The following is a 26,324-nucleotide window of genomic DNA, read 5'->3' as shown; positions in this document are numbered from 1 at the left end:
GGCGAGGACGGCACCGACACCGGCCGTCCGGCTAGCCTGGCGGGCATGCTGGAGCTGCAGTGGGCCGAGGATCTGGACGACGAACGCACCGCGGCGGTGCGCGAGCTGCTGACGGCGGCACGCGGCGTCGACGGTAAACCCGATGCCGAACCGGACGGCCCGCTGCCCGGCGAGTTCGCCGGTGGCCGGTATCTGCTGGCGACGGCCCGTGACGCACTCGTCGGCGTCGCACACGTCGACGAGTCCGGTGATGCGTTCGGCAGGTGGGTCGCCGAGCTCGTCGTCCATCCCGGGCACCGCCGGTCCGGATACGGCACCGCGCTGGCCGAGGCCCTGGTGGCGGAGTATCCGCGGAACCTGCGGGTGTGGGCTCACGGCGACCGCGCGGGAGCAGCCACGCTCGCCGAACGCTTCGGGCTGCTGCGCTCCCGCGAACTGCTGATCATGCACGTCGGAACGGCGGGCGCCGACTGGCCCGAGCCGGCCCTTCCCGAAGGCGTCACCCTGCGCACGTTCACACCCGGCGCCGACGAACAGGCCGTCGTCGACGTCAACGCCCGCGCGTTCCATTGGCACCCGGAGCAGGGCGAACTCACGGTCGCCGACCTCGCCGCGACCGAACGGGAGGACTGGTTCGACGCCGACGGGTTCTTCCTCGCCGAGAAGGCGGGCACCGTGATCGGCTTCCACTGGACGAAGGTGCACCCGCCGAACCCTGCGGCCCCGGAGCCGGCGAGCGCGGCGCAGAGCGCCTCCGAAGGCGGCGGCCCTCCCGGCGACGCCGCAGGCGAGGTCTACGTCGTCGGCGTCGACCCGGACGCCCAGGGCAGCGGGCTCGGCCGCGCACTCACCCTCGCGGGCCTGCGCCACCTGGCCGACCGCGGCCTGCGCCGGGTGATCCTCTACGTCGAGGGTGACAACACGCCCGCCGTGGCGGTCTACCGCCGGCTCGGCTTCACGCCGTACGAAGTGGATGTGCAGTACGCGACGGCGGACGCCGCGTGAGCGTGCGCACCTGAGGCGGGTCCGCACGCAGGCCGGTGGTAGCGTCGCCGGCGGCCAGTCGTGCTCACGGGTGACGTGAGTCAGGGAATCCGGTGCGAATCCGGAACTGACGCGCAGCGGTGAGGGTGACGGCCGGGACACACGCCACTGCGGCCCGACGGGCGGCGGGAAGGCGTTCCGGCCGGATGACCCCGAGTCCGAAGACCTGCTGGCCCGGGCTCTCACGAGCCGGCAACCGGTCCGACTGCGGGCTCCGCGCATGAGTCCTCGACATCAAGGGAACCCTGTGCAGATCCTCCCGTCACGATCACGAGCCATCCGCACCTCGGCGGCACTGCTGCTCTCGACCTGCCTCACCGTCGGCCTCGCCTCCTGCGGCGCGCCCGCCGCCGAACGCGAACAGGCCGCACCCGGCTTCCCGCGCACGATCGACAACTGCGGTCACACCACCGAGGTGCACGAACCGCCGCAGCGCGTCGTCACCCTCAACCAGGCGAGCACGGAACTCCTGCTCTCACTGGGCCTCGAGGACCGGATCGTGGGCACGGCGACGTGGACCGACCCGGTGCTGCCCGAGCTGAAGCAGGCCGCCGAGGGCATCCCGCGCCTGGCCGACGACATGCCGTCGTTCGAATCGGTGCTGGACGCCGAGCCGGACTTCGCCGCCGGATCGTTCGCCGCGACCCTCGGTAAGGGAGGGGTAGCCACGCGCGAGCAGTTCGACGAGCTGGGCGTGCCGACGTATCTGTCACCCACCGATTGCGGTGCGAAGGACAACAGCGGCTCCGGCGACGGCATCCGGTCGGAAACGCTCACCATGGACGTGCTGTACGGCGAGATCCGCGACCTGTCCCGGATCTTCGACGTGCAGCAGCGCGGGCAGAAGCTGATCGACGAGCTGAAGCAGCGGCTCGACGGACTCGACGTCGACGCGACGGGAACATCCGTTCTGTACTGGTTCGCGAACTCCGACTCGCCGTACCTGGCAGGCTGCTGCGGTGCACCCGGCATCATGACCCGCGCCGTCGGTGCGGAGAACGTGTTCGACGACACCAACGCCGAGTGGCCGCAGTCGGGCTGGGAGAACGTCGCCGAGCGTGATCCCGACGTCGTCGTGCTCGGCGACCTGACGCGTCGTTCGCAGACCGCGGAATCGGCACGGTCCAAAATCGACTTCCTCGAATCGCATCCGGTCACCCGGGACATGACGGCGGTCAAACGCGAACGCTACGTGCGGGTCTCGGGACAGGCACTGAACCCGACGATCCGCACCGTCGACGGCGCCGAGGAGCTCGCCACCAAGCTCCGCGAGTTCGGGCTGGTGCAGTGAGCACCGTGACGACCGACCGCGGGACGAGCACGCCGCCTGCGGCCACCGCCGGTGCGGCGCGGTCGCGACTGCCGGCGCTGCTGCTGGGCGGCTGCCTCGTGCTGATCGCCTCGATCGCGGTGGCCGTCACGATCGGACCCGCCGACATCGACGTCAGCGACGTGTGGACGACGCTGCTGTCCCGCGTCGGGCTGGCCGAACCGACGCTGTCGGTGCTGCGCGACGGCATCATCTGGGACCTGCGACTCCCGCGGACGCTACTGGCCGCGGTGTGCGGGGCGGGGCTCGCGGTGTGCGGCGTGGTGATGCAGTCGCTGTTGCGCAACCCGCTCGCCGACCCGTTCGTCCTGGGCGTCTCGTCCGGTGCATCGACGGGCGCCGTGCTGGTCATCGTCCTCGGAGTGGGCAGCGGCGTGCTGTCGATGTCCGGCGGCGCGTTCCTCGGCGCGGTGGCGTCGTTCGCGCTGGTGCTGACCCTGAGCCACACGCTGGGCGGGACGACCGACCGGGTCGTGCTCTCGGGCGTGGCGGTGATGCAGCTGCTGTCGGCTCTGACGTCGTTCATCGTGCTGACCTCCGCCGACGCCCAGACCACGCGCGGCGTGTTGTTCTGGCTGCTCGGCTCGCTGGCGAACGCCAGCTGGTCCGAAGTGACCACCTGCGCGGTGGTGCTGGCAGGCACCCTGTTGGTGTGCAGCGGATACGCGCGCTCGCTGGACGCGTTCGCCTTCGGCGAGGACGCGGCGGCCACGCTCGGCGTCTCGGTCGGGCGCACGCGCGTGGTGCTGATGTCGGTGACGGCGCTGCTCACTGCGGTGCTCGTCAGCTCGGTCGGGGCGATCGGCTTCGTCGGTCTCGTGCTGCCGCACGCCGCGCGGCTGCTCACCGGTCCGGGGCACGCGCGGCTGCTGCCGGTGAGCGCGGTGGCCGGTGCGGTGCTGCTGGTGTGGGTCGACACGATCGCGCGGACCGTGCTGGAACCGCAGGAAGTGCCCGTCGGGGTCGTCACGGCGCTGATCGGCGTACCCGCGTTCGTGCTGATCCTCTACCGCTCGCGGGGTGCGCAGTGACGGCGGCGGAATCCGATCCGGACGTGGGCCTGGCGGCCACGGGAGTGTCGCGTTCACTCGGCGGCGGGCTGGTGCTGGACGGCGTGAGCGTCGCGCCTGCCGACGGTTCGACGGTGGGTGTTCTCGGGCCGAACGGGTCGGGCAAGTCGACGCTGCTGCGGGTGCTGGCCGGCGTGCTCAAGCCGTCGGCGGGCCGGGTCACCGTGGACGGCCAGGACCTGTCCGACGTGGCCCGGCGGACGTTGGCGCAGCGCGTTGCCGTCGTGGAGCAGCATTCGGACACGCAGATTCCACTGACGGTGCGCGACGTCGTCGGGCTCGGCCGGGTGCCGCACCGGCGCGCGTGGCTCGCGTCGTCGGCCACCGACGAGGCCGCGATCCACGAGGCGCTGGAACAGACCGGAATGACGACCAAGGCCTCGCAGCGCTGGCAGACCCTGTCGGGCGGCGAACGCCAGCGGGTGCAGATCGCCCGTGCACTCGCGCAACGTCCACGCGAGCTGCTGCTCGACGAGCCGACGAACCACCTCGACGTGCAGCACCAGTTCGAACTCCTCGACCTGCTCTCCTCGCTGCCCGTGACGTCCGTGATCGCCCTGCACGACCTGAACCTCGCCGCGATGTACTGCGACGAGATCGTCCTGCTCGACCAGGGTGCCGTCGTGGCGGCGGGCAGTTCCGCGGACGTGCTCACCGAGGACCTGATCCTGCAGGTCTACAACGTCAAGGCCGAGGTCACGACCAGCCCCGAAGGCCACCCCCACGTCCGCTTCCTCCGCAACTGAAGCAAGCGGCAACCGACTCCGGGGCCCGTGTTGCGGACTCCAGGGCCCGTGTTGCGGATTCCAGGGCCCGTGTTGCGGATTCCAGGGCCCGTGTTGCGGACTCCGGGGCCCGTGTTGCGGACTCCGGGGCGTCTGTTCAGCATTCGTGCGCGCGTGTCCTGCGCCCACCCGTCGCCGGACCGCCCCCTCATGGCGCGCTCACGCGGCTGCGCCCTCGCGCGTGTCCTGCACCCGTGCACATCGGCCACCCCGTCAGTCGCCCTGCCTGCTCAACTCCTCCCACTTCGCGAACTCGGCAGTCGTCGCGCGGAACATGTCCATCGACATGTCGTAGGCCGCACCGCCGAGGATGATGCGCCGCGGCGGCTCGTCGAGGTCGACGATCTCGACCAGAGCCTCCGCCGCCCGTGCCGGATCGAGATCCTCGGCGTCGCCGAGCAGGGCGTCGAGCCGTTCCCGCAGTGGCGCGTACTCCGGATTCGGGCTGGTCGTCGTCAATCCGCGGGCGAACAGGTCGGTGTCGTATCCGCCGGGGTGCACGGTCGTCACGGAGATCCCGAACGGTTCGACCTCCATGGCGAGCGCGCCGCTGATCGTCTCGAGCGCGGCCTTACCCGCGCCGTAAAGACCGGTCGACGCGAATCCGCCGCCGGCTCCGGGCATCGTCGCGATCTGCAGGATGTGCCCTGAGCCCTGCTCGCGCAACAGTGGAACTGCTGCTTGGCAGACCCACAGCGCGCCGAACAGGTTCGTGTCGAAGTGCTCGCGCACCTGCTGCTCGGTGGCCTCCTCGACCATCCCGAGCAGCGCACCGCCCGCGTTGTTGACGACCACGTCGATGCCGTCGAACTCGTCGAAGGCGTTGCGCACACCGGCCATGACCGCCGACCGGTCGGACACGTCGAGCGAGAACGTCGACAGCGCGCCATCTGATCGGGCGACGAGCTCGGCCAACGGGGTGACGTCGCGAGCCACGCCCACCACTCGATCCCCCGCCGCCAACGCCGCCTCCGTGAAGGCCCGCCCCAGACCTCGGGACGCACCGGTGATGAACCAACTTCGCGTCATGCCGACCTCCCATATCGAGACGAGACGGTCCGTCTCGAATGGGTTCAGAGTCCGCTCGTTGGCATGGATTGTCAAGACGAACCGTCTCGTTTCGTCGTACGATGTCGCCATGGCACCGGAGTCCGGACCCCGCCGCAGCGAACGTTCTCGCCAGGCAATCCTCGCCGCGACCAGGGAACTCATCGCCGAAGTCGGCTACGGAAAGCTGTCGATCGAGGGAATCGCGGCACGGGCGGGAGTAGGCAAGCAGACGATCTACCGCTGGTGGCCGTCGAAGGGTGCGGTCGTGTTCGACTCGCTGCTCGCACTGAGCCAGGACAGCGCAGGCGACATCGAACTGCCCGACACCGGCGACATCCGAACGGACCTCAGGTCGGTCCTACGGGCGACGGTCGCGGAGTTCGCCGACGACGAGTTCCAAGCGCCCATCCGCGCGCTGCACACCGAGATCATGAACGATCCGCAGCTCGCGACGGCCTATCGCGAACGGATGGACACACCCGTTCGCGAAGCGAAACTGCGGCGGCTGCGGAGCGCGCAACGGGCGGGTCAGGTCGCGGAGGACGCCGATCTCGACCTGCTACTTGACATGCTCTACGCACCGCTCACCCAACGCTGGCTACTCCGCTCCGGTGGCATCGACGCAGCCTTCGCCGACGCTCTCGTCGACGCGACGCTCCGGGCTTTCGCCCCGGCCTGACTGCACCCGTTCCCGCAACCCGCAACACGGTCCCCGGAACCCGCAACACGGGCCCCGGAACCTGCAACACGGCGCCCTGAGTGCAGGACACGCGAGGCAGGGATCAGCCGAAGCGGCCCGAGATGTAGTCCTCCGTCGCCTTCTGCGCCGGCGTGGAGAAGATCTTCGTCGTCTCGTCGATCTCGACGAGTTCACCGGGCTTGCCGACGCCCTGCAGGTTGAAGAACCCGGTGGTGTCGGATACGCGCGCGGCCTGCTGCATGTTGTGCGTGACGATGACGATCGTGTAGTTCGTCTTCAGCTCCAGCATCAGGTCCTCGATGGCCTGCGTGGAGATCGGGTCGAGCGCCGAGCACGGTTCGTCCATCAGCAGCACCTCGGGCTGTACGGCGATGGCACGCGCGATGCACAGCCGCTGCTGCTGCCCACCCGACAGTCCCGAACCCGGCTTGTGCAGGCGGTCCTTGACCTCTTCCCACAGGTTGGCCGACTTCAGCGACCGCTCCACGAGATCGTCCATGTCGGACTTCTTCAGCCGCTTGTTGTTCAGCTTGAGGCCCGCAGCCACGTTGTCGTAGATGGACATCGTGGGGAACGGATTCGCCCGCTGGAACACCATGCCGATCTGCCTGCGCACGTTCACCGGGTCGACGTTGGGCCCGTACAGGTCGTCGTCGTCCATGACGACCGAACCCTCGACCCGCGCGTTCGGCACGAGCTCGTGCATCCGGTTGAGCGTGCGCAGGAACGTCGACTTGCCGCAACCCGACGGCCCGATCAGCGCCGTGACCGACCGCGGCTGGATCGTCATCGACACGCCCTGCACCGCGAGGAACTTGTCGTAGTAGATGTCGAGGTCCTTGACCTCGATGCGCTTAGCCACAGTTACTTCCTACTCTTTCCGGGCCGTCAGCGGGACTTCGGGGCGAACAGCTTGGAGATGGCCCGAGCGACGAGGTTCAGCACCATCACGATGATCATCAGCACCAGCGCGGCACCCCACGCGCGGTCGAAGGACGCCTCGGCGAACAGGCCGGGGCTCTGATACTCGTAGTACGAGAACACCGACAGCGTCGTCATCCGGCCGTCGAACGGGTCGAAGTTGTCGCCGTCGGTGAGGCCCGCGGTCACCAGCAGTGGTGCGGTTTCGCCGATGACACGGGCGATCGCCAGCGTGACGCCCGTGGCGATGCCGGCCAGGGCCGTCGGCAGCACGACCTTCAGGATCGTCCGCCACTTGGGCACGGCCAGCGCGTACGAGGCCTCGCGCAGCTCGTTGGGCACGAGCTTGAGCATCTCCTCGGTGGAACGCACGACGGTCGGGATCATCAGCACGCTGAGCGCGACGGCGCCGGCCAGGCCCATGCGCACCCCCGGCCCGAAGACCATCACGAACAGCGCGTAGGCGAACAGACCGGCGACGATCGACGGAATACCGGTCATGACGTCGACGAAGAACGTGATGGCCTTGGCGAGTTTGCCGCGGCCGTATTCGACGAGGTAGATCGCGGTGAGCATGCCGACCGGTACGGAGATCAGCGTGGCGAGTCCCGTGATGATCAGCGTGCCTATCATCGCGTGGTAGATGCCGCCGCCTTCGCCGGTGACGCCGATCATCGAGTACGTGAAGAACTCGGCGTCGAACCGTGCCACGCCCCTCGTGACCACGGTGGCGATCACCGAGATCAGCGGCAGCAACGCCAGCAGGAACGCGCCGGAAACGAGCGCCGTGACGAACCGGTCGGTGGCCTTACGCGGCCCCTCGACGGTGCGCGACCAGGTGTAGACGATCACCACGTAGGCGGCCGCCGCGAGCAGTGCACACAGCACGATGGCCCAGTCGGCCAGGAGCCAGAGCAGCAGGCCCGCCACCCCCGCGGCGACGAGCGTGGTCGGCGCGGCGCTCCGCGGCAGCTGACCGGCCGTGAGCGACACCCCGCCGAGCGGCGTGTTCAGGTCCGGATCCTGTTCGGGAGTCTTGAGCGAGGTGGACATCAGTTGGCTCCGTCGAAGTCTTTGCGCCGGTTGATCACCGCGCGGGCGATCATGTTCACGGCCAGCGTGATGGCGAACAGCACGAGACCGGACGCGATCAACGTGTTCATCCCGACGCCGGTCGCTTCGGGGAACTGCAGCGCGATGTTCGCGGCGATGGTCGGCGGGTTCTCACTGCTGATCAGGTCGAACGTGACGCCCGCGGACGCCGACAGCACCATCGCGACGGCCATCGTCTCGCCGAGCGCGCGGCCGAGGCCGAGCATCGAGGCGCCGATGATGCTGGAGCGGCCGAACGGCAGGGCCGCCATGCGGATCATCTCCCACCGGGTGGCGCCGATCGCGAGCGCCGCTTCCTGGTGCAGCTGCGGCGTCTGCGTGAACGCCTCGCGCACGACGGCGGTGATGATCGGCAGCACCATCACGGCGAGCACGATGATCGCCACCAGCATGGTGCGGCCCGTCGACGACGCCGGGCCCGCGAAGAACGGGATCCACCCGACGTGCTCGGACAGCCACGACGCCGGATCGACCGTGACGGGCGCCAGCACGTTCATGCCCCAGAGGCCGAAGATGATGCTCGGGACCGCGGCGAGCAGGTCGATGATGTAGCCGAGGGCCTTGGCGATGCTGCGCGGTGCGTAATAGGTGATGAACAGGGCGATCGCCACCGCGAGCGGTACGGCGATGACCAGCGCGAGCACCGCCGAGATCAGCGTGCCGAACAGCAGCGGCCAGATGTAGACGACGAGTCCCTCGCCGCCGGGGATGTCCTCGGCGGGCGCCGTGAGCGCCGGCCACGCCTCCGTCACCAGGAAGACCGCGACACCCGCGAGCGCCACGAGGATCAGCACGCCGGACCCGGTCGAAACACCGGCGAAGATGCGATCGCCCGGACGTCGCGGCGTCCGGTTCCTCCGGGGCGGGGCCTCGGTACTGGAAGCCACGTTCTATTCCTTCCGTTCTTGCGTTCGGCCGCCGCGGCGGCGCACGACCCGGCTCACGAACAACTCTCCTGACACGCGTGTGTCCGGGTGGTCACCTCATCGCCGAGGAGACCACCCGGACAGTGCGGGGACGCCACTCGGGTCGCCCGTTATCGCTGTCTGCGACGGTTGCCGACGGGTGTCAGCTGCCGGAGTTCGACGAGCTGATCGCCTCGATCGCCGGCTCCACATTCGAGCGCAGGTCGTCCGAGATCGGGGCGGACCCGGCCTGCTCGGCCGCGGCGTCCTGGCCCTCGGCGCTGACGATGTAGTTGAGGTAGTCCTTGACCATGGTGGCCTTGTCGGCGTTGTCGTAGTTGCTGCAGGCCAGGACGTAGGACACCAGCACGATCGGGTAGGTGCCCGACTCGGTCGTGTCGCGGGCCAGGTCGAAGGCGAAGCTGTGGTCGCCGCGGCCCTCGACGCGCTCGGAGACGTCGAGCACGGCCGACGCGGCCTCCGGGGAGTACTGGACGAACTCGTCACCGACACCGACCTCGACGGTCGTCAGGTCGCCTGCCCGGCTGGCGTCGGCGTAGCCGATCGTGCCGTCGCCGTTCTTGACGGCCTGCACGACACCGGAAGTGCCCTGCGCAGCCTCGCCGCCCGACACCGGCCACTCGTCGCCGACCTCGTGCGGCCACTGCTCGGGCGCCGCGGCCTTGAGGTATTCGACGAAGTTCTCGGTGGTGCCGGAGCCGTCGCCGCGGTTCACCGGGACGATCCTGGTGTCCGGCAGGTCGACGCCCTCGTTGGTGGCCGCGATCTCCGGGTCGTTCCACGTGGTGATCTTCTGGTTGAAGATCTTGGCGATCGTCGCCGGCTTGAGCTTGATGCTGTCGACGCCCTCGACGTTGGTGATCAGCGCGACCGGCGACACGTAGGCGGGCACCTCGACGAAGCCGCCCTCACCGCAACGCTCCTGCGCAGCCGCGACCTCGCCGTCGTCGAGGTAGGCGTCCGAGCCGGCGAAGTCGACGCCGCCGTTGGTGAACTGCTCCCGGCCGCCGCTCGAGCCGACCGGGTCGTAGTTGATGGTGCCCTCGTTGTTGTCGAGGAAGCCGGTACGCCACGCGCTCTGCGCCGCCTCCTGCGAGCTGGCGCCGGCACCGTTGATGGTGGGACCGCCGGACGAGCCTTCCTCGTTGGCGGAGCCGCAGGCGACCAGGCCGAACGCGAGTGCGGCCGTCGTCGGCAGGACGAAGGCGCGGCCCAGGGTGGAACGCTTCACAGTTGACCTCTTCCGGGGTTCTGGTGCGGCAGAACTCCTGCCGCCGCTCGGGGTTTGTGCCGCGTCGAACGCTATGGGCGCGACATGAAGCCGCTTCATGAAGCGAATGAACGGAAGGTGAACGGGACGTGCCACCCCGGCGACGTCACGGCGACATCACCACGGGGTGACCGACTGTTGTCGGCCGCGCATTCCCAGTTCATACGGCATGTGTCCAACGCGTAACCCGAGCGGATGAAGGTCGGTCGATCAGACGTCGCTGGAACTGTGATTTGGCATACGCCCTGTGACAACGAACAGCATCCGGCGCGCCACGGAGACCGCGTGGTCGGCGTAGCGCTCGTAGAACCGGCTCAGCAGTGTGAGGTCCACGGCAGGCGACACACCGTGCTCCCAGTCGCGATCCATGATCACGGCGAACAGGTTGCGGTGGATCTCGTCCACCTCGTCGTCATCGTCCTCAAGGCTCTTGGCGGCTTCCGCGTCGTCACCGCGCACGACCCGCTCGAGCTTGCGAGCCAGGCGCACGTCCACGTCGCCGAGCCGCTCGAACGCGGGCCGCACCTCCGCAGGCAGCACCGGCTGCGGATGCCTGCGGCGGGCAGCCTTCGCGACGTGCAGCGCCAGGTCGCCCATCCGCTCGATGCTCTCCGCCGCGTGCAGTGATGCGACGACGATGCGCAGATCCGTGGCCACCGGCGCCTGGAGCGCGAGCAGGCCGTACGACTTCTCCTCGGCGGTCGACCGTGCGTCGTCCACCTTCACGTCGTCGCTGATGACCTGCTCGGCGAGTTCGAGGTCCTGGTGCAGCAGCGATCGCGTCGCGCGCTCCATCGCTTCACTCACCAGCTGGACCATGTCACCCAGTTGAGAACGGAGATTGTCGAGTTCGAGGTTGTAGGCATCCCGCATACGGCTGACTCTACGGCCCGCAATGGCCCAACGCCGAATCCCGATCTGAACCGTCGGTGAACGCGGACCGACGACTCGGTGAGGTCTGCCGGGCGAGTCGATGCGCCCGTGTTGCGGCTTCCGGAGGTCGTGTTGCGGGTTCCGGAGGTCGTGTTGCGGATTCCGGAGGCCGTGTTGCGGATTCCCGGCCCGGCCGCCACTCCTCGCGGGTGCGCCAACGGGCGACTGCGCGCGAGGGTGATCCGGTCAGGGCGCCGCGACGCCGGCCGGCTGTTCCGCAGTCTGCTGTTCGTCGGACTGGGCCTGCTCACTCGACGACGCGTCACCGTCCGGATCCTCGTCGGACGGTGACTTCTCTCCCGGCAGCGGCGTGTTGTCGATGATCGCGTCGAACAACGCCTGCGAGTCCTGTTCGAGCAGCACCTCGTTACCGCGCTCGTTGGCCTCGCCGACCGTCGGGACGGTCAGGAACTCGACCTTGCCGGAATCGAATCCGCGCATCGACTGCGCCAGCGTCAGCATCTGGTCGACGCCGATGCCCTCGCCGAACGTCGACCGGGTGAACGCCTCGACGAACCGGCTCAGCTTGGCGGTGTCGAACAGGACGTCCCTCGACAGTGTCGCGTCGAGCAGCGACGAGAGGAAGTTCTGTTGCCGCTGCATCCGGCCGTAGTCGGAGAACGTCGGATCGCTGTACACCTTGCGCGCGCGTACGTAGTTCAGCGCCTGCTGGCCCTTGAGCGTCACGTTGCCGGTCTGCGTGACGACCTCGCCGAGCGTCTGGTCCACGATCGGCTCGTCGATCTGCACGTCGACACCGTCGACCGCATCGACCATGCCCTTGAAGCCGTTGAAATCGATGCCGACGAAGTGGTTGATCTTCATCCCGGTGAGCTGCTGGACCACCTTGGTCACGCATTTCGGCCCGCCGACCGCGAACGCCGTGTTGATCTTGACCTGGTCGGCAGCCGGTGTCACCTCGCCGTACTGCCCGGACTTCGAATCCCAGCGCTCGCATTCCGGCCGGGTGATCTCCAGGTCGCGCGGGAACGACACGACGACGGCGCGACGGCGGTTCTCCGGCACGTGCGCCACCATCAGCGTGTCCGACCGCGCGCCACCCACGTCGGCGGTCGTGCCGACGTCATCCTCCTCCTCTGCCCCCTCGCGAGTGTCCGAGCCGAGGATGATGAAGTTCTCGTCGCCGATCTGACCGGGCATGATGTGGGACGAGTTCTCGTCGAGCGCCGCGATCTGGTTGAACTTCGAGTCGAACCAGGTCTTCGCACCCCACGCGGCCCCCGTGGCGAGGAAGACCAGCGCCGCGGCGACGATCGCCAGCGTCTTGCTCGCGAGCCGGGCACGGTCGTTCTTCCGCTTCTTCTTCTCCTGCAGCCGGGTGCGCGCGGCCGCGTCGTCGTCGGGACGGTCGGCATCCGCGGCAGGATCACCAGCGGCGAGGCCGGTTTCTTCCTCGGCGTGGGCGGTGTCTTCCTCGCCGTGGGCGTCGTCGTGCGGGGGCTCCCCTGCTCCCCTGACGGCCGAACCACGCCCGCCGATCGTCGACGTGACGGCCGCCTGCAGTTTCGTGCGCGTGTGCTCGAACCGCGCCGCGAGCCGCTCCTTGCGCGCACGCCGCTCGCCCTCCTCGGCTTCGAGCTCGTCGTGCGCGGCGGAGAACCGGGCCAGCGTGTTGTCGATCTTGCGCTTGTACTGGGTCTGTTCGTCGACCGGCTCCATCTGGTCGGTCATCGACAGCCGGTCTTCGCCCTCCTTGCCGGGAGCGAGCGGTCTGCGCGGCCGCGGCGGCGCCGGAGCGGAACGGCCCGGTTCGGCGGGATCGGGAGACGCGGGCTCGTCGGGTGGAGGTTCGGCGGGTGGGAGTTCGTCGGGTGCGGGCCCGGCGGGCGATGACGTGCCGCGCCCGCCCGGACGGGGCGGCTCCGGCCGGTCACCTGCACGAGCTCCGGCGTCCGGACCCGTGCGGGGACCGGTGTGGGGGCCTTCCGCGACACGGCGGGTTCCGGGGTTCCGGCGTTCGTCGAGGTCACGGCGATCGCCGCGGGCGTCACGGGCGTCACGGGCGTCACGGGGGTCGATGTCGGCTGCGGCGCCACGAGCATCGCGGGCGTCCCGGACACCGGTGGTATCGGCGTCGGGCCCGGTCTCCGGCACGGACGCGACTGCTCCGAACGCGGTCGACGACTCGGGATCGGGCTCAGGCTCAGGGCGCTGTTGGTCAGGGCGCTGTTGAGGACGTGGCGGGGCCGGACGCTGCTCGACGCGGCGTGCTCCGTCGGGGCCGTCGGCCTGCGGGTCCACGGGACGGCCGTTCGGGCGCGGACCGCCCTCGGGGCCGGGTTCGGTGTGGTGACGCGGCCGCGCGGGAGGCGGCGGAGTCGGAGTCGGCCTGCGGGGCGGCTGATCCGACGGCCCGCGCCCGGGGCCTGCGGCACCGGGCGGAGCTGGTGCAGCGCCCGGACCTGGAGCAGCGCCCGGTCCTGCGACACCGGGCGGTTCCGGGGCGACGGACGGACGCGGACCGGTCGACGGACGCGGCGCAGCGGGCGAACCCGGAGCCCCGGACCGGCCGGGAGCAGCGGGTGGGCCAGGCGCAGCCGACCGAGGCGGGGCAGTTGACGGACGCGCGGCAGCGGGCTGACTCTGCGCAGCGGGTTCGCCCGGCGCAACGGGCTGACTCTGCGCAGCGGGTTCGCCCGGCGCAACGGGCCGGCCCGAGACAGCGGGCAGCGCCGAGTCGTCCGGCGCCGACCCGTCCTGCCGTCGACGCACCTCCGGCCGGCCCGCGACATCGGACCGATCCGGGACATCCGGCGACGGAGCGTCGGTGAACGCCGCGCGAGGCCGCCCGGGAGGTGCGGGCGGTCGAGCGTCGCTGACCGGTCGCGGATTCGGACCGGAGTGCTGCGGGGTGCGCTGGCCCGGTGGGATCGGCGCGCGGGGGGCAGCCTGCGAGCCACCTTGCTGCGGACCGTCCGGACGCCCCGGTCCAGGGGAAATTCCCGGATCCCGATTCGGATCACGGGGCTCTCGTTGTTCACGGGGCTGCTGTTGTTCACGGGACTGCTGTTGGGCCCGACCACGAGGCGGAAGCGGCTCCGCGGCATCACCCCACGGTTGCCATACCTCGGGCTCCGGCCCCGGGGTGTGCGGAGGCACGTCACCCGGTCCGGACCGTCGCGGAGGAGTCGGCACCGGTGGTGGCTGCTCCGATGGTGGTGACGACGGCAGCTGCTGCGACGGCCGCTGCTGCGCCCGCGGTGGCGGCGACGGCGGGCGTGGCGGTGGCTCGGGCGGCCGTTCGGGCCGTTCGGGCGGCAGTTCCGCCGGTGCCGGACGTGCCGGCATGGCGCGCGGCGGTCCGGGCGGCGGTTCGGGCGGCGGTTCGGGCGGCGCCGGACGTGCCGACATGTCGTGCGGCGGTTCGGGCGCTCCGTGCGGCGGTTCCGGAGGACCGGACCGGCCGGGAGGCGGGGGCGGCTCGGCGCCACGACGAGGAGGCGCGGACGGCGAAGAAGGACCGGGGCGGGGCTCGGGGTGAGGTTCGGGGTGTGCCTGGGGTGCGCCGCGACGACCCGGTGGCGGCGGCAGCTGCGCCGGTCCGGCCGGTGCATCCGATTCGGTCGGATGGCCGGGACCCGCAGCGGCATTCGGAGCAGGCTGTGGAACCGGCGGCACGGGCGGACCCGGCTTGCGACCGTTTCCGCCGACTCCGCCGTTTCCAGCGGCGCCGTTTCCACCAGCGCCGTTGCCTCCACCGACTCCGCCGTTTCCAGCGATGTCGTTACCTCCACCGACTGCGCCGTTTCGGCCGGTCCTGCCGTTTCCGCCGATCCTGCCGTTTTCGCCAGTTAGGCCGTTTTCGTCGCTTTCACCTACTCGGCCACTTCTGTCATTTCTGCCGGCCGTGCCGGGCTCGACCGCCGGGGCCGCGTCGTGCGGCGACCCGGTTGCCTGTGGGTTGTGCCCGGTCTTGGCCAGCAGTTCGGAAACGCTCGTTCCACCGTCGCCGTCGAGGGAGCGGCGTCGCTTGCGTTCGGAGTCGGCGCGATTACGTTCGGCGCGACGGCGCCATTCCGCGACCTGGTCCGCAGCGGCCTGGGCGTGGCGCGAAGCAGGCGAGCCGTGCTCGTCGGACACGCGCCCACTCCTTCCCAGAACGCCTGGTCACATACCGCATTCGCAGCACGGAAACGACCGTGGCGTGATCGGCTTTCGGACAGTGTGCGCTATCGTACGGACGTCCCTCTTTCGTGACGACACCAAGGCCCGAACTTTTTACGCAGAGTTGCAAATTTGGGTATCGCCGATCACACGGTAGAGAGCAGGGGGAGCACGACCTCACGAATGCCGCCGGGGAGTGCCTCCACTGAGAGTACGCATCACACCACTTTCCGGGCCGTGATCGCAGGCCACCGAGTTGCGACCCCGTCGTTTTGCCTGGTAGAGCAACTCGTCCGCAATACGGAGGCGGATATCGGCATCGCCGTCGGCGGGTGAAACACCAACACTGATCGTGACGGCGAGCCCCTGCCTCACCGTCCGCCACGGGAACTGCTCGACCCGCATCCGCGCGCGCTCGACGATCGCGGCGACCGTCCTCGGCGACGTCTCGGGCACCACCAGCACGAACTCCTCACCGCCGTAGCGCGCGCAGAACCCTCCCTGCGGCAACGACCGCCGGAGGATTCGGGCCACCTGGCGCAGCACCCGATCGCCCACCTCGTGCCCGAAGCGGTCGTTGACGCCCTTGAACTCGTCGAGATCGACCAGCGCCACGGCGACGGGTTCGAGCCACGGCAAGGTGCGGTCGAGGTAGCGGCGGTTGTACACGCCGGTGAGCTCGTCGGTCAGGCTCTCGTATCGCAGCTGTTCGACCTCGCGGCGGTACTGCTCGGGGATGCGCGCCGCGACGGGCAGGCTCTGGGCATGGCCGAGTGCTGAGCGCAGGTGTTCGTAGGCACTGCGCCAGTCGCCCTGCTCCGCGAACGCGTCGGCCAGCGATTCGTGCGCGGCCACCAGCGCTGCGGTGTCGAAGACGGGTTCGGCCGGTGTCACCACGTCACCTCCAACAGCCTCGAACCCCATAAGGGATGTCGACAGGAGAGAGGCGCCGCTTGAGCCATCGGGACTCGGCGAACGTGAAAATCGCTCGACAGGACGAGCCGCGCTGCGAAATCACGCCCCGCCGCCTTCGACCGTGAACCCGACCGGCGTGAACCCGGCCGGCGTGCGCAGAGCAGGCGTCCGCAGAACAGGCGTGGGCACCGCAGCGTGGGTAGGGCCGGAGTGGGTAGGGCCGGAGTGGGCAGGGCAACCTGGGCAGCAGGTCAGATGCGGAACGACCGGGTGAACGCGGTCAGCAGTTCCTTCGGGCCGGTGATCGCGACGATGCCGTCGGCCAGCGCGTCGTCCGGGGTGAGTTCACCGGCGAGCAGTGCGCGGAGCGCCGGTCCGCTGTCGATGACCAGGTCGGCATCGGCCGCCTCGCCGCGTGCCGCGGCCAGTTCACCGCCTGCGACGCGGGCGTGCGCGACGACGTCACCGAGACGAATTTCGTAGGTCGCGTCGCCCTGTGCCTGCGCAACCTCGGGCAGGAACGTCGTCCGCAGCGCCATGACCAGGGAATCCGTCGTGACGATCTCGTCGGGGCCGGGTTCGCCGAGTGCGCGGGCTCCCCAACGGCCCAGGGCGAGTACGACGTCTTCGAGGTCGGCGCCGTACTCGGTGAGGGCGTATACGACGGAACCGTCCGGACGCGGCCGAACCCGGCGTTCGACGATGCCCGCGACCTCGAGTTCTTTCAGTCGCGCCGAGAGCACGTTCGTCGGGATGCGCGGCAGGCCCCGTTTCAGGTCCGTGTAGCGCTTCGGCGAGACGAGCAGGTCGCGGACGATCAGCAGCGTCCAGCGTTCGCCGACCAGTTCGACGGCCCGGACCAGCCCACAGAACTGCCCGTACTGCCGCTTTCCCATGCTGCGAAGTCTACCGCTTCATGCACCCGCCGAACCCCGCTTGCTTTTCCGCAGCGATGCAGCACCCGATTTGCGCCCGAATCTTCCCCTCGCGGCGCGGTCGACTCGGCCTCGCTCAGCCGCCGGAGTGCATCATGTCGGCGCCTTCGGGCACGCACGGGTCGTCGGGATCGTCGAGCCAGCCGTGCGGCAGCGTGACCTTGCCGGGCGAGCCCTGCCGTCCGCGCGGGCCGAGTGCGTCCGCAGGGAACGGTGCGTCGTGTTCCAGTTTGCCGATGAGGTCGTCGAGCTGGTCCAGCGAGGACACCGTCGCGAACGATCGCCGCAGCTCCGAGCCGACAGGGAACCCCATGAAGTACCAGGCCATGTGCTTGCGGATGTCGCGCATGGCCTTGTCGTGACCGTCGTGTTCGATCAGCAGCTCGGTATGCCTGCGGAGTACCCGTGCGACCTCACCGAGGTTCGGCGGCTCCGGTGCGGGCCTGCCTTGGAACGCCGCCTCCAACTCGCCGAACAGCCACGGCCTGCCGAGACACCCGCGTCCGACGACCACACCGTCGCAGCCGGTCTCCTCGACCATCCGCGTGGCGTCGGCGGCGGTGAAGATGTCGCCGTTGCCGAGCACCGGGATACCGGTGACCGCTTCCTTGAGCCGTGCGATGTGCGACCAGTCCGCCTGGCCCGAGTACCGCTGCGCGGCGGTGCGCGCGTGCAGGGACACCGCGACGGCACCCTCGGCCTCGGCGATGCGGCCCGCGTCGAGGTAGGTGTGGTGGTCGTCGTCGATGCCGACGCGGAACTTCACCGTCACCGGCACACCCGCGGGCTCGGCCGCCTCCACCGACGCGCGCACGATGTTGCCGAACAGGTTGCGCTTGTACGGCAGCGCCGACCCGCCGCCCTTGCGCGTCACCTTGGCCACGGGGCAGCCGTAGTTCTGGTCGATGTGATCGGCCAGCCCCTCGCCGACGATGATCTTGACGGCCTCGCGCATCGTCGCCGGGTCGACGCCGTAGAGCTGCATCGAACGCGGGTACTCGCCGGCGGCGAAGGTCATCATGTGCATCGTGCCGGGATGGCGCTCGACGACGGCGCGAGCGGTGATCATCTCGCACACGTACAGCCCGGCGCCGTACTCCTGGCACAGCTTCCGGAACGCGACGTTGGTGATGCCCGCCATCGGAGCGAGCACGACGGGAGGGTCGACCCGGTACTGGCCGACCTGCAGCGCAGGCGTCGTCAGGGTGGCGGTCATGGCTCCATTGTCGCCGGTGACGCACGTCGCAGGTCAACGGGTTGGCGACAAGGCCTGGTGGGAGCGCGCGCACCCCAGCGCACCGCACAACTTCCGCCGACGTCTTGCCCTCTACTTAACTCCAGGTTCTAACGTCGTGATCATGGACGACTCACAGCTGATCCGGGAATGGATCGCCGCCACCGCCAGAACGCTGGACACCGTCGAGCCGTCCGCGTCGCTGACCGACCTGCGACCGTTGAGCACGATCACCGCGGACGCCACCGTGGTCGGGATCGGCACGTCCACCCGGTCGGCGCACGAACCGTCCACCGTCATGCACCGGATCCTGCGGTTTCTGGTGGAGGAGAACGGGTTTCGCTCGGTCCTGCTGGAAGGAGACGAGACGAAGAGCAGCGAGCTCGCCGAGTTCGTCAGCACCGGCCGTGGCGACGCACGCGAGATTCTGGCCGAAGCGCGGTCGTTCTGGCGCACCGAAGAGATCCTCGGCGTGCTCGAGTGGCTGCGGTCGTACAACGAGGCGCACCCGGCCGATCCCGTCCGGCTGGTGGAAGCAACCGAACCGGCGGACACCTCGTGGCAGGACAGTCTCTCCACGATCGAACGCCACCTCGCCGAGAGTGTCATCGAATGGCACGAGCGCACCGGCGACAGAATCGTCTATTGGGGCGGCCTGGCGCACACGGTCGTCGGGCCGCGGCGGCTCGTCACACAGAGCACCAGCGTGGAGCGCCAGCGCAACGCGGGCAGTTACCTCCGAGAGCACTTCGGCGCCGACTACCGGTCGATCGGCGTCACCTTCGGCAACGGCACGATGCCCCACGAAGTGCCCGATCCCCCTGAGGACTACGCCGAGCACACCCTGTCCGCGGCCGGACTCGCGCCGTACGTGCTCGATCTGCACGCGGTGGCACCTGCGCCGGTGCGGGCGTGGCTGTCCACTCCGACGAAAACCCGGCTGATCGGCCCGAGCTACGACCCGGCGAACGACGCCGCATACCACTTGTCCGGACAGTCGCTGGACGAGTGGTTCGACGCCGTCGCGCACATCCCGACCGTGACCCCTCAGCGAACGCTTCTGCACTGAACGCCGGGGTTGGGTTGCCGAGTTGCGACCACACGGAGCGCCGCTCCATTTCCCGCAGGGAAGATCACCGTTTCACGAATTTTCGAGAGAACCGCGCTACGCAATTCTTGTCGTATTCGTTGGGTGACATCAGCAGCCACCGGTCGGCCTCGTCCCCGAGGAACCAAGGGAGGACGTTCCATACCTGAAGACGCAACACGGGGCCCGGAAGGCACAACACGGCCCCCGGAAAAGGCAACACGGGCTCCGGAAAGCGCAACACGCGGTGCCGAACGCAGGACACGCGCCGGGGCCGGGTCAGAAGTCGACGTTGATGCAGGCCAGGCGCGGGCCCGCGGCGCCGGACTCGCCGGGATCGGTCGACGTGTGGTGCTCGTGGATCACCACCGAGGCGGGCCTACGATCGCCGTACGACCAGTCCACATGCGACACGGCAACTCCCGTGCCGTGGGACGTGGTGGTGAAATCGAGCCAGACCTCGTTGTCCGGGTTGGCGTAGTCCGGGTCGGTCGACGGTGGGTTCGGGTCCTGCACGTGCTGGAAGTGCGAGCCCGCGTCGTCCCCGCTCGGGCCGCACGGGTTCTCGTGGACGTGCGCGCCGTAGCGGCGGTCCGGCTGCAGTCCGGAGACGGCCAGTTTCGTGGTGGTGCCGACACCGCCGCTGGACAGCGAGAACACCGATGCGCGCGCACCCGGCGGCACACGGTCGAGGTCGTACGTCGAGGCCGTGGCGCCGTCGACGTACGGGGCGAACGTGCCGTGCGCGAACGCGACCGAGCCGCGCGGCGACGCAGCTCCGGTAGCGGCGGGCCCGGTAGCGGCGGGCCCGGTGGCGGCGGCCCCGGCAGGAGCGGCCCCGGCAGGAGCAGGCCCGGCAGGAGCAGGCCCGGCAGGAGCAGGCCCGATTGCGGTCGGCCCTGCGGCGGCTGCCGTACCGGCGCTCGCGAGGGCGACGGCGGACGTCAGGGCTGCGGCAGCAGAGAATCGTCTCATGGGTCGTCCCTAACCGCTCGCGCGATCAGCCACAAGGCCGTTAACACGGTCGAGCGATCTCACTGCGTGACACGAACGCACCGGTCCGCTGCGGCCGGTCGTAATCTGGCATGCGTGACTACCGCGGACACATCGGCCCCTGGCACGGCGGCCCCCTCGGAACCCCGGGATCGAACGTGGCTCGTCGCGGTGGCGGCGGCACTGTGGGGAACCGACGGGCTGCTCCGGCTGCCGCTCGCGGAGGATCTGCCCTCGGGCACGGTCGTGTTCTGGGAACACCTGATCATCGTCGCGTTGCTGACTCCGTTCGTGCCGCGCGCGGTGCGGGCGCTGGCACGCTGCGGTCCGCGGGTGTGGCTGGCTGTGCTGATCATCGGCGGCGGTTCGTCGGCGCTGGCCACAGCGCTGTTCACGGCGGCGTTCCAGACGGGAGACGCGATCACACCGCTGGTGCTGCAGAAGCTGCAACCGGTGTTCGCGGTGCTGGCCGCGTGGGTCGTACTGGGCGAACGCCTGCGCGGCGGCTACGTGCTGTTCGCCGTACCCGCGGTGGCGGGCGCGTGGCTGCTGGCGTTCGCCGACCCGCTGGACATCGAGTTCAGCGCGTTGCGCGCGGCGCTGCTCGCACTCGGCGCTGCGGCACTGTGGGCGGCAGGCACCGTGCTGGGCCGCCTGGTGTCGACCAGCCTGTCCTCACGCGACGTGACGACCCTGCGCTTCACCGTGGGACTTCCCGTCGCCGCGATTATCGTGGCCGCCCAGGGGAACCCGTACACGGTGGGCTGGGACAACGCCGTGGGACTCGGGCTGCTCGCGCTGATTCCGGGACTGTTCGCGCTGAGCCTGTACTACCTGGGCCTGCGCGCGACTCCCGCCGCACGCGCGACCCTGGCCGAACTCGCCTATCCGGCGACGGCCGTCGTCATCGGCGTATCCTTTTTGGACGAAACAATGACGGCGACGCAGTGGGCCGGTCTCGTCGTCGTGGTCGTCGCCGTGACGGCGCTGGGCTGGCACGAACGCACGGCGAAGCGGCGGCCCGTGGTGGTGCCGCCCGAACCCGCGATGACAGGCGGCCGGGAGTAGGGACCCGCGGTGAGTGACTCGGGAGCGGAAGCGCGCGGCGGCGAATCCGGCGCCGACCACCCCGGTGCGCAGCGCCAACCTGCTGCGCAACGCCAACCTGCGGCGCAGCGACAACCTGCTGCGCAGCGCGACCCTGCGGCGGAACGCGACGCCGGCGCGGGACAAGACGGCACGGAGGAGTACGACCCCGACCCGGGCCGGGAACCCGGTCCCGAGCCGCACCACCAGCGGTTGACCCGCAACGTGAACGAGCTGCTGGGTGAGCTCCGCGTGGCGCAGGCCGGGGTGCAGATCCTGTTCGGTTTCCTGCTCGCGGTGGCGTTCACGGCACAGTTCCGCGACGCGAGCGGGTTCGAGAAGACGCTGCACCTGGTGACGGTGCTGTTCACGGCCGCGGCCACGGCGCTGCTCACCGCGCCGGCCGCCTGGCACCGCATGCTGTTCCGCACCGGGCGCAGGCAGGCCATCCTGCGCGTCGGCAACCGGCTGGTCATCGCGGGGCTGGTGTGCCTGGCCGTCGCGGTGACGCTCACCGTCGGGCTGATCGCCAAGGTGATCTACGGTCCGGTGCTGATGGGTGTGGCGCTCGCGCTGGTGGGCGGCCTGTTCTCGACCCTGTGGTTCTACATCCCCACGAGGCTGTGAGCGCCCCGAGACTGTGCCCCGCGTGAGCGTGCCCATGAGGGGCGGTGCCGGGCCGGCGGGAGCGAGGGGCGGTGGTCGGGCCGGCGGGAGCGAGGAGCCCCGCGAAGGGAACTTCTGGGGCGCTCAACGCCCCGAAGGTGCCCTTGGGGGCACCAACGGGACGGTCAGTCCTCGTCGGTGAGGTAGGGGTGCAGGCCCGCAGTGTCGTTGTACCGCGGGTCCGGGCGGAACCAGGTGATGATGTCGGTGTCGAAGGCGTCGAGGTCGGAGACGTCGTAGAGCTCCTCGTGCGCACCGTCGGCGAACGCGTGATCGTCGAAGTGGCCGAAGATCTCGGAGGCGCGTTCCTCCGGCATGGCGTCGGCGAGCTCGAGTTCCAGTTCGGCCCGCGACTTGACGACGTGCAGCGCGAGCGCCTCGGCCGGGCACAGCGGGGCCGTCCACTCCTCCTGCATCAGGCGGTAGCCGAGGATCGCGGTCGTCACGAGCAGCTGTTTGGCGAACAGCGCGGTGTACTGGTCGGCGTACTGCTGGGGCAGTTCGTCGATGACCCACAGCGCCTCGACGTCGACGGCGGTGCCGTCCTCGTCCTCGAGCAGCTGGATGTCACCGAACAGCTCGTCGGTCACCATTTCGACGCCGTGCATCACCGCGCCCGCCACGTAGCGGGCCTCCGCCTCGGTGACGTCGCCGCCCTCGGTGAACCCGAACGCGTCGAGTCCGAACGCACGCAGGAACCCGGACGCGTCGAGCAGCCGCTGCCTGCGTTCGGTCAGGTCGAGCCGGTCGGCGGGGTCGATCTCGATGACGTCGTCCTCGGCCTGGTCCGTCGACGCGGCGAGGGCACTCTCGAGCTGGTCGTCCGTGACCGTGACGGCGCAGTGCTTGACCTGCCAGCCGCGGAGCAGTTCGGTCTCCTCGAGGATCTGCTCCAGCACGGCGCGCGTGGCGTCCTCGGCGAACACGAGCGCGGGCGCGTCGAGCAGCCAGCTGACGTTCGCTCCGCCGGGGTGGGCGTGCACGGTGTGTTCGACGGGCGTGATCTCGACACCGTCCGGCCCCTCGATCCCGGCCAGACGGGACAGCCGCGTGTCGAGCAGCGCCACCACGCCGACCTGCTGGAGCGGGTCCAGGTCAGGGGCGTCTTCCGGGCCGGTGAGCTCTGCCGACAGTTGGTACTCCACGGCGTGCAGTGTGGCACGGCGAACGACGGCTCAAGCCATCAGCTCCAGTTTCGCGAGCTCGCCCCTGCCGGAGACGCCGAGCTTCGGATACGCCTTGTACAGGTGGTAGCCGACGGTGCGCGGGCTGAGGTACAGGTGGTTGCCGATGTCGCGGTTGCTGAGGCCGTCTGCTGCCAACTGCACGATGCGCAGTTCCTGGGGTGTGAGGCCGTCGAGGTCGAGGGCCGTGTCGCGACCGGGACGGCTGTCCCGGCCCTCGCCCGCGGCGCGCAGCTCGGTGCGGGCACGGTCGGCCCACGGCTGGGCGCCGAGCCGGTCGAACACCGTCAGCGCGGCGCGCAGGTGAGGCCGCGCCTTGGCCGGGTTGCGGTCCCGGCGGAGCCATTCGCCGTGCGCGAGCTCGGTGCGGGCTCGTTGCCACGGCCCCGCGTGGTCGGACATCCCGAGCGCGGTCGGAAGCAGATCCGATTCGCCCAGCAGGCCGCGACTGCGGAGCGCGACGGCACGCAGCTGTGGGCGGTCCACGGCGTTCACCCAGGTCACGTAGTCCGCAAGCGCTTGCTCCGCGAAGTCGCGATCCTCGCACCGGCCGGTGCGCGCGGCTGCCTCGACCAGGTCCGGCACCGCCGTCAGCCCGGCGAGCCCCGGCCGGTGCGAGGCCGTCAACCGGTCGACCGCCGTCTCGGCGCGGCCCTCACCGAGGTCCAGCAGAGCGAGCGCGTGTGCGGCGGTGGCCGACTCGGAGTCGGCGGCGAACGCGGCCGTGGCGTCCGCGTGACCCCGCACGGCGGCGACAACGGCCAGGACGCCCGACGACACCGCCGTACCGCGCCGCTGGCCGATGCGGGTCGCGACCTCCAGGCCCTCGCCTGCCGACCTCGCCGCGGCGTCGAGCTCGCCGAGCTGCAGCTCCGCCTGCGCGAGCACGCCCAGCGCAGCGGGCAACGCCCCGGTGGCGGCCTGCCTCCTGGCCTGGCGCACGGTGTCCGTTGCCCTGGAGTACGCACCGTCGGCGTCGCCGAGCAGCAGCGACCACGACGACCGCTGCACCTCCGAGCGCAGGGTCAGTGCGATGTCGGTGCAGGCAGCCAGCTCGGCGCAGTCGACCGTGACGAGCTCGCGCACCGCCGCGACCGCCTCCGCGACGTCGGAACCCGCGGCGGTCGCGAGGGCACGCACCCGCTCGGCACCGGGAAGCCCCAGCTCATCGGCCGTGGCCGCGGATTCGACCGCACGAGCCGGATCGTCGCCCCGCCACGCCGCGCCGACCGCCATGAACAGCAGCTTGGACGCAGGCTCCGGGGCATCGCCCGCGATCCGCCGGGCGGTGGTGACGAGCAGGTGATGCGCCTCGGCGGTGCGGCCGTCGTCCTCGGCAAGCGTCGCGCGCACGATCGCCGCCCACGTCGCGTCCACCGGTTCCGGCAGCAACGCCGCAGCCTGTTCGGCCAGGTCACGCGCACGTTCGGGCTGACCCGCATCGGCTGCGGCGCGGGCGGCCGACGTCAGCCGAAGGCCTTCGTCCCTGGCCAGCGGACTGAGGTGAGCGGCACGTTCGTAGGCATCGGCGACTGCCGCCAAGCCGCCGCGGACACTCGCGCGGTCGATGCCGGCTTCGAGCGCGGCGGCGACCGACTCGTCCGGCGTGGTGGTGGCGGCGGCGAGATGGCGGGCGCGGCGGTCGGCGTCGGTGTCCTGGCTCAGCACCTCGGCCAGTGCGCGGTGGGCTTCGAGCCGCCGGGCCAGCGTGGCGGCGCGGTACACCGACGCGCCGACGAGCGGATGCCGGAACCCGAAGCAGCCCTCGGTGAACATCACGAGCTCGGCGTCCTCGGCCACGCGGAGATCGTCGATCGACGCACCGAGTGTGCCCGCCGCGGCGAGGATCGTGCCGATGTCGCACGTACCGTCGGCGGCCGCGACCAGGAGCACGGTCCGGGTTGCCTGCGGCAGCTCCGCGACGAAACCCGCGAACGGATCGCCGTGGCTGTCGCGTTCGGACGAACCGAGTTCGAGCAGCGCCAACGGGTTACCGTCCGCATCGGCGACGACGCGGTCACGCCGGTGACGCGGCAGCTCCGTCGAGGCGAGGATCCGCCGCGCCGACTCCTCGTCCACACCGGACAGTCGCAGCTCGGGCAGGCCGGGTGTGGGTGTCACCGGCGCGTGCGGTTCGCGAACCGCCAGCAGCACGCCGATCCGCTGTCCGGCGAGCCTGCGCGCGGCGAACGACAGGGCGTCGACCGACGCGGTGTCGAGCCAATGCGCATCGTCGGTCAGCACCAGCACGGGCCCGCTCCGCGCGAGGGTTCCCAGCAGCTCCAACAGCGCCACGCCCGCGGCGAACCGGTCGAGGGTGCCGTCCCCCGCCAGCACCCGGCGCAACACTCCGGCATGCGGTTCGGCCAGCTCGTCGACGCGCCCGGCCACCGGGTGCAGCAACAGGTGCAGACCCGCGAACGGGATCCCCGCCTCGGCCTCGACTCCCGCGCCGCGGAGCACCAGCAGGTCATCCGCACCGGCCGGCCCGGCGGCGGCCGCCGGAGCCGCACCCCCGGTCGTGGTGCCGCCGGTCGTGGTGCTGCCGGTCGTGTCCGTGTCGGCGGCGTCGGCCGCGAACGCGAGCAGCGCCGACTTGCCGATCCCCGCCTCGCCCCGCAGCACCAGGGCCTGTCCGGCCCCGCTGCGCATCTCGGCGACGAACGTCGTGATGCGGGCGAGTTCGTCGGCACGGCCGTGGATCCCTGCAAAACTCATGGTCACGACTCTGCAACTTCGAGTTAGGTCGAAGTCAACCGGCAGTGATCCCACCGGCGCCGCCCACTCCGGGAACGTCACCATGGCCGGTGTGGGCGACGTTCCCGGGTGGGCCGGACGAGCGGAGCAGGTCGAGTTGGGCAGCACGGACGACGTGAGCAGAACGAGGCGAGCGGAGTGGCCGGGTGAGCAGAGTGGCCGGGTGAGCGCTGCCGGCCGACTGGGCCGAACCACGTCAG

Annotated in this window: 20 protein-coding genes, 1 pseudogene and 1 riboswitch; of the genes and pseudogenes, 8 read left to right on the top strand and 13 right to left on the bottom strand. The window is 70.3% G+C overall.

All coding sequences use genetic code 11. The annotated features are described in order from the left end of the window. Window positions 1-45 precede the first annotated feature (45 nt). The 4 genes from mshD to LY41_RS14290 all read left to right on the top strand — a co-directional run bounded on the left by mshD (window position 46) and on the right by LY41_RS14290 (window position 4,190). Window positions 46-1,005, top strand: coding sequence for a mycothiol synthase (gene mshD / locus LY41_RS14305; RefSeq protein WP_253864481.1), 960 nt, complete (start codon window positions 46-48; stop codon window positions 1,003-1,005). Between the two features lie 38 nt (window positions 1,006-1,043). Continuing rightward, a riboswitch (cobalamin riboswitch) is annotated at window positions 1,044-1,232 on the top strand. Window positions 1,233-1,291: 59 nt separating this feature from the next. Beyond that, a complete protein-coding gene (locus tag LY41_RS14300) occupies window positions 1,292-2,335 on the top strand; it encodes an ABC transporter substrate-binding protein (protein WP_253864480.1) in 1,044 nt (347 codons plus the stop codon). A gap of 68 nt (window positions 2,336-2,403) precedes the next feature. After that, window positions 2,404-3,405, top strand: coding sequence for a FecCD family ABC transporter permease (locus LY41_RS14295; protein ID WP_253864605.1), 1,002 nt, complete (start codon window positions 2,404-2,406; stop codon window positions 3,403-3,405). Further along, window positions 3,402-4,190 carry an ABC transporter ATP-binding protein gene (locus tag LY41_RS14290; protein ID WP_253864479.1) on the top strand — a complete coding sequence of 263 codons (789 nt, stop codon included), beginning with the start codon at window positions 3,402-3,404 and terminating at the stop codon, window positions 4,188-4,190. Before LY41_RS14295 ends, LY41_RS14290 begins: the two co-directional genes overlap by 4 nt. 252 nt (window positions 4,191-4,442) lie before the next feature. Here LY41_RS14290 and LY41_RS14285 read toward each other — a convergent pair whose 3' ends face one another. Then, a complete protein-coding gene (locus tag LY41_RS14285; RefSeq protein WP_253864478.1) occupies window positions 4,443-5,258 on the bottom strand; it encodes an SDR family NAD(P)-dependent oxidoreductase in 816 nt (271 codons plus the stop codon). A gap of 109 nt (window positions 5,259-5,367) precedes the next feature. On the opposite strand from LY41_RS14285, the gene LY41_RS14280 reads away from it, so the two are divergent. Then, complete coding sequence (locus LY41_RS14280; RefSeq protein WP_253864477.1) at window positions 5,368-5,958, top strand: TetR/AcrR family transcriptional regulator; 591 nt, start codon at window positions 5,368-5,370, stop codon at window positions 5,956-5,958. Between the two features lie 103 nt (window positions 5,959-6,061). Here LY41_RS14280 and pstB read toward each other — a convergent pair whose 3' ends face one another. From pstB to dusB, 9 genes are all read right to left on the bottom strand, one after another. Continuing rightward, window positions 6,062-6,841, bottom strand: a complete 780-nt coding sequence (gene pstB, locus LY41_RS14275; protein ID WP_253864476.1) for a phosphate ABC transporter ATP-binding protein PstB — start codon at window positions 6,839-6,841, stop codon at window positions 6,062-6,064. Between the two features lie 26 nt (window positions 6,842-6,867). Further along, window positions 6,868-7,953: a phosphate ABC transporter permease PstA gene (gene pstA, locus LY41_RS14270; RefSeq protein WP_253864475.1), complete on the bottom strand. Its 1,086-nt coding sequence runs from the start codon at window positions 7,951-7,953 to the stop codon at window positions 6,868-6,870. Next, on the bottom strand, window positions 7,953-8,900 hold the full coding sequence (gene pstC / locus LY41_RS14265) for a phosphate ABC transporter permease subunit PstC (protein ID WP_253864474.1): 948 nt from the start codon (window positions 8,898-8,900) through the stop codon (window positions 7,953-7,955). The genes pstA and pstC overlap by 1 nt, the downstream gene beginning before the upstream one ends. Before the next feature lie 181 nt (window positions 8,901-9,081). After that, on the bottom strand, window positions 9,082-10,170 hold the full coding sequence (pstS, locus tag LY41_RS14260) for a phosphate ABC transporter substrate-binding protein PstS (protein ID WP_253864473.1): 1,089 nt from the start codon (window positions 10,168-10,170) through the stop codon (window positions 9,082-9,084). Window positions 10,171-10,419: 249 nt separating this feature from the next. Beyond that, window positions 10,420-11,082, bottom strand: coding sequence for a phosphate signaling complex protein PhoU (gene phoU, locus LY41_RS14255; protein WP_253864472.1), 663 nt, complete (start codon window positions 11,080-11,082; stop codon window positions 10,420-10,422). Window positions 11,083-11,328: 246 nt separating this feature from the next. Next, on the bottom strand, window positions 11,329-13,257 hold the full coding sequence (locus LY41_RS14250; RefSeq protein ID WP_308292247.1) for an LCP family protein: 1,929 nt from the start codon (window positions 13,255-13,257) through the stop codon (window positions 11,329-11,331). 2,187 nt (window positions 13,258-15,444) lie between these two features. Then, a complete protein-coding gene (locus LY41_RS14240) occupies window positions 15,445-16,161 on the bottom strand; it encodes a GGDEF domain-containing protein (protein ID WP_253864471.1) in 717 nt (238 codons plus the stop codon). Between the two features lie 272 nt (window positions 16,162-16,433). Beyond that, complete coding sequence (locus tag LY41_RS14235; RefSeq protein WP_253864470.1) at window positions 16,434-17,078, bottom strand: winged helix-turn-helix transcriptional regulator; 645 nt, start codon at window positions 17,076-17,078, stop codon at window positions 16,434-16,436. 115 nt (window positions 17,079-17,193) lie between these two features. Continuing rightward, window positions 17,194-18,333 carry a tRNA dihydrouridine synthase DusB gene (gene dusB, locus LY41_RS14230; RefSeq protein ID WP_253864469.1) on the bottom strand — a complete coding sequence of 380 codons (1,140 nt, stop codon included), beginning with the start codon at window positions 18,331-18,333 and terminating at the stop codon, window positions 17,194-17,196. 142 nt (window positions 18,334-18,475) lie between these two features. On the opposite strand from dusB, the gene LY41_RS14225 reads away from it, so the two are divergent. Beyond that, entirely contained in the window at window positions 18,476-19,420 is a 945-nt protein-coding gene (locus tag LY41_RS14225; RefSeq protein WP_253864468.1) for an erythromycin esterase family protein, read from the top strand. A gap of 297 nt (window positions 19,421-19,717) precedes the next feature. Here LY41_RS14225 and LY41_RS14220 read toward each other — a convergent pair whose 3' ends face one another. Further along, window positions 19,718-20,413: a superoxide dismutase family protein gene (locus LY41_RS14220; protein ID WP_253864467.1), complete on the bottom strand. Its 696-nt coding sequence runs from the start codon at window positions 20,411-20,413 to the stop codon at window positions 19,718-19,720. Window positions 20,414-20,602: 189 nt separating this feature from the next. On the opposite strand from LY41_RS14220, the gene LY41_RS14215 reads away from it, so the two are divergent. Continuing rightward, entirely contained in the window at window positions 20,603-21,499 is an 897-nt protein-coding gene (locus LY41_RS14215) for a DMT family transporter (RefSeq protein WP_253864603.1), read from the top strand. 213 nt (window positions 21,500-21,712) lie between these two features. After that, window positions 21,713-22,144: pseudogene (locus tag LY41_RS14210) on the top strand (DUF6328 family protein); the annotation flags it as partial. 164 nt (window positions 22,145-22,308) lie between these two features. Here LY41_RS14210 and LY41_RS14205 read toward each other — a convergent pair. Together LY41_RS14205 and LY41_RS14200 are read right to left on the bottom strand one after the other, a co-directional pair. Beyond that, a complete protein-coding gene (locus LY41_RS14205; RefSeq protein ID WP_253864466.1) occupies window positions 22,309-23,328 on the bottom strand; it encodes a hypothetical protein in 1,020 nt (339 codons plus the stop codon). A gap of 30 nt (window positions 23,329-23,358) precedes the next feature. Then, window positions 23,359-26,085, bottom strand: coding sequence for a helix-turn-helix transcriptional regulator (locus tag LY41_RS14200; protein ID WP_253864465.1), 2,727 nt, complete (start codon window positions 26,083-26,085; stop codon window positions 23,359-23,361). Between the last annotated feature and the right edge of the window lie 239 nt (window positions 26,086-26,324).

The sequence above is a fragment of the Prauserella halophila genome (genome assembly GCF_024171895.1).
Classification (GTDB): domain Bacteria; phylum Actinomycetota; class Actinomycetes; order Mycobacteriales; family Pseudonocardiaceae; genus Prauserella; species Prauserella halophila.
Note: the sequence above shows the minus strand (reverse complement) of the source record. Positions and strands in the feature narration are given on the sequence as shown.